The organism is Streptococcus sp. E24BD (assembly GCF_041807825.1).
GTDB lineage: Bacteria > Bacillota > Bacilli > Lactobacillales > Streptococcaceae > Streptococcus > Streptococcus entericus.
The window spans coordinates 337-2,729 of the sequence record NZ_JBGTZB010000066.1; the positions used below are offsets into that span (position 1 = coordinate 337).

The window sequence follows — 2,393 nt, forward strand, 5'->3', positions numbered from 1 at the left end:
ATGAACCCGTTGTTTTGGCCTGTTTCACCCATTTGTCAAAGGTAGAGGGGGGTAACTCATATTCCTTAATGAGCTCGCTACGTTTCCGGCCAGCTTTGTGGAGGTCAACAATTTGTTGCTTAAAGTCATCACTAAATTGACGACGGATTTTTCTAGACATAGAGTTCTCCTGTTTTCTTTAGTGTAGAACACTTTATAAATTCTGTCTAGTTTAGTGTAACCGATTCATATGAGGTAATATTCTACTCTATCTGGATAAATTATTTTTTCAGATAAAGGTAGTCCTAAAGCAGATTCAATTTCAATATCTAAAATTTCAGTTTTTCTCGAAAAATTATCCCCTCGCTTAAAAGCTACTACAACGATAGAATTTCCTGTCTCCATATAATTTAAAGCTAAATAATTAGTAATTCTCTCTCTACCATTAATAATTTCACTATCATAAAAACGATTAGATACTATCATATATTGCAAATTATAATTAATTCCATTTAGATATGCTTGCTGACACTTCCTCCAAAAACGGAATATAAGGTAAAACATCCCTAAAAAGAATATGCCAACAATTGAACTAATAATATTTTCTTGAAATAATAGGACACTAGCTAAAATTAAAACTGCGAAAACACAATAAAAATATCTTGAAATTATTTTGCTATATATGATAGGAATGTATAGGTTTGGCTTAACCGTTCTAAGCCTCTGTTTGTCCCATCGTAACACTCGTCTTACTATTCTTCTCATTATCAGCACTCTCTTCCTTCACGCTTTCAACTGATATAATGTCCAACGACCATAACAAAAGGGGGATAACTAAGAACCCCCCAGCAACAAAAACCGTTTCTATTAAAGGAGTTCCGTATTCGCTTGTCATATCTAATAGCAAGTAAATAGAAAAGACTAACGCTGGATAAGTTATATAAAACAATAGTTTGTAGATTTTCATGAAATTTGTCCTTTCTTAAAACAAAAGGGGGAGGGGTTAGCTCCCCTTATATCACTAAGCTTCAATTATTGAGGTGTAAAAAGAAGCTTCCCTGTAACCTTGGTAAATCTCTTTGTTCATCAAGCTAATCCTAGATTCATCAGAAATACGGTGTTTTTGACGATTAAGAATAATGATGTTTTCTGCTAACTTCTTCAAAGTAGGCTCATAGATTACCCCCTCAATTGGCAATTTTTCCTTTAAAAAATCTCTGGATTCATCATCTAAGAGAAAATTTACTGATACATCTGAATTAAAGCTTTGTACTCGCTTAATCCCATTATTATTCGGCATTTTCATTCCTTCATTGAGGAAAATTTCTTTAAATTTTTTCATCTATATATTTCTCCATTTTCTATTTTGTTGTTATAATTTTTAATAAGTAAAGGCGAAGCTCTTGCTTTCATTTTCTCACCCCCAATTGTTTCTTTATGTAACACTCTATAGAACTTTTGTTTTAAAAAATATAGTGTATAACACTATAGAACACCCTTTAATAAATAATAAAGATGAAACCCATCCTTATTATTTATTAATTCGTTTTGCCTTAAGTAATTCAATTTCTTCTATCTTCGAACGATAATAAAGGTATATAAAAATTTTGATGACGTAATTTAAATTGATTACCCTCTGCATAGATTCTGGTTTCAATTTATACCTATAATCCTCTAATCCTTGTAACACATCGCTAAACAGATAGAATCTCGGAGTAATCGTCCCGACTTCTTGCGAATAATCTACTTTCTGGCTTGCTATTTCTGCAAAGACCTGAGACCACTCAATCTCTTTTCTATCATCTTTCTCTTTTACAAAATAATAAGCTGCCTCCAAGATACTCCCACTTGAAACCATGATAGATAAAGTTGGAGAATATCCCTGAGAAAAATTTTTATATTCTTTCAATATCGCCTCATACTTATCTATTAAAAAATTCTTTTCACTTTTTAGTTGTTCTTCCTTCAAAAAAATAAGTTCATTTAACCAGTACTTAGTTTCATGGGCCACTCTGACTGTTTTATATTCTCTACTCATTTCCTTTCCTCCTCTTCGTGTTCTATCGTTGCTTACACTATAATTCTATCACATACTTATTAGAAAAGCAAGAGAAAAGCTAAACTTCTTCATAACTGATTTCTAACTGATTAAACTTCAAGTAATCTACAATACACTATATATCAATCACTTTCTATCCGGTAGAAAGCCTGTCAGATAAGGCTTTCTAATCATCATTATATTTCACTAAAACAACATTTTCTTTACTGAAGTTAAATAAGACAACCTACAAAAAGCCCAGCTTCCTTCTTGAACCGCACCCCAAAAGTTAGACAGATAATCTAACGAATGGGGTGCTTTTTTATGAAATTGAGCTACGAAGATAAATTAAATCTCTATGAGCTAAGAAATAAAG

General features: G+C 32.0%; 5 protein-coding genes. All 5 read right to left on the reverse strand.

The window, feature by feature from the left end:
* Positions 1-160: transposase (locus tag ACERC5_RS09960; RefSeq protein WP_373660665.1), on the reverse strand; the 160-nt coding region annotated here is incomplete at its 3' end.
* 65 nt (positions 161-225) lie between these two features.
* Positions 226-723: a hypothetical protein gene (locus ACERC5_RS09965; RefSeq protein ID WP_373660661.1), complete on the reverse strand. Its 498-nt coding sequence runs from the start codon at positions 721-723 to the stop codon at positions 226-228.
* Positions 695-946 (reverse strand): hypothetical protein, encoded by a 252-nt coding sequence (locus ACERC5_RS09970; RefSeq protein WP_373660662.1) that lies wholly within the window; start codon positions 944-946, stop codon positions 695-697. The genes ACERC5_RS09965 and ACERC5_RS09970 overlap by 29 nt, the downstream gene beginning before the upstream one ends.
* A gap of 54 nt (positions 947-1,000) precedes the next feature.
* Positions 1,001-1,321, reverse strand: a complete 321-nt coding sequence (locus tag ACERC5_RS09975) for a hypothetical protein (RefSeq protein WP_373660663.1) — start codon at positions 1,319-1,321, stop codon at positions 1,001-1,003.
* A gap of 189 nt (positions 1,322-1,510) precedes the next feature.
* Positions 1,511-2,017 (reverse strand): hypothetical protein, encoded by a 507-nt coding sequence (locus tag ACERC5_RS09980; protein WP_373660664.1) that lies wholly within the window; start codon positions 2,015-2,017, stop codon positions 1,511-1,513.
* Positions 2,018-2,393: the final 376 nt, after the last annotated feature.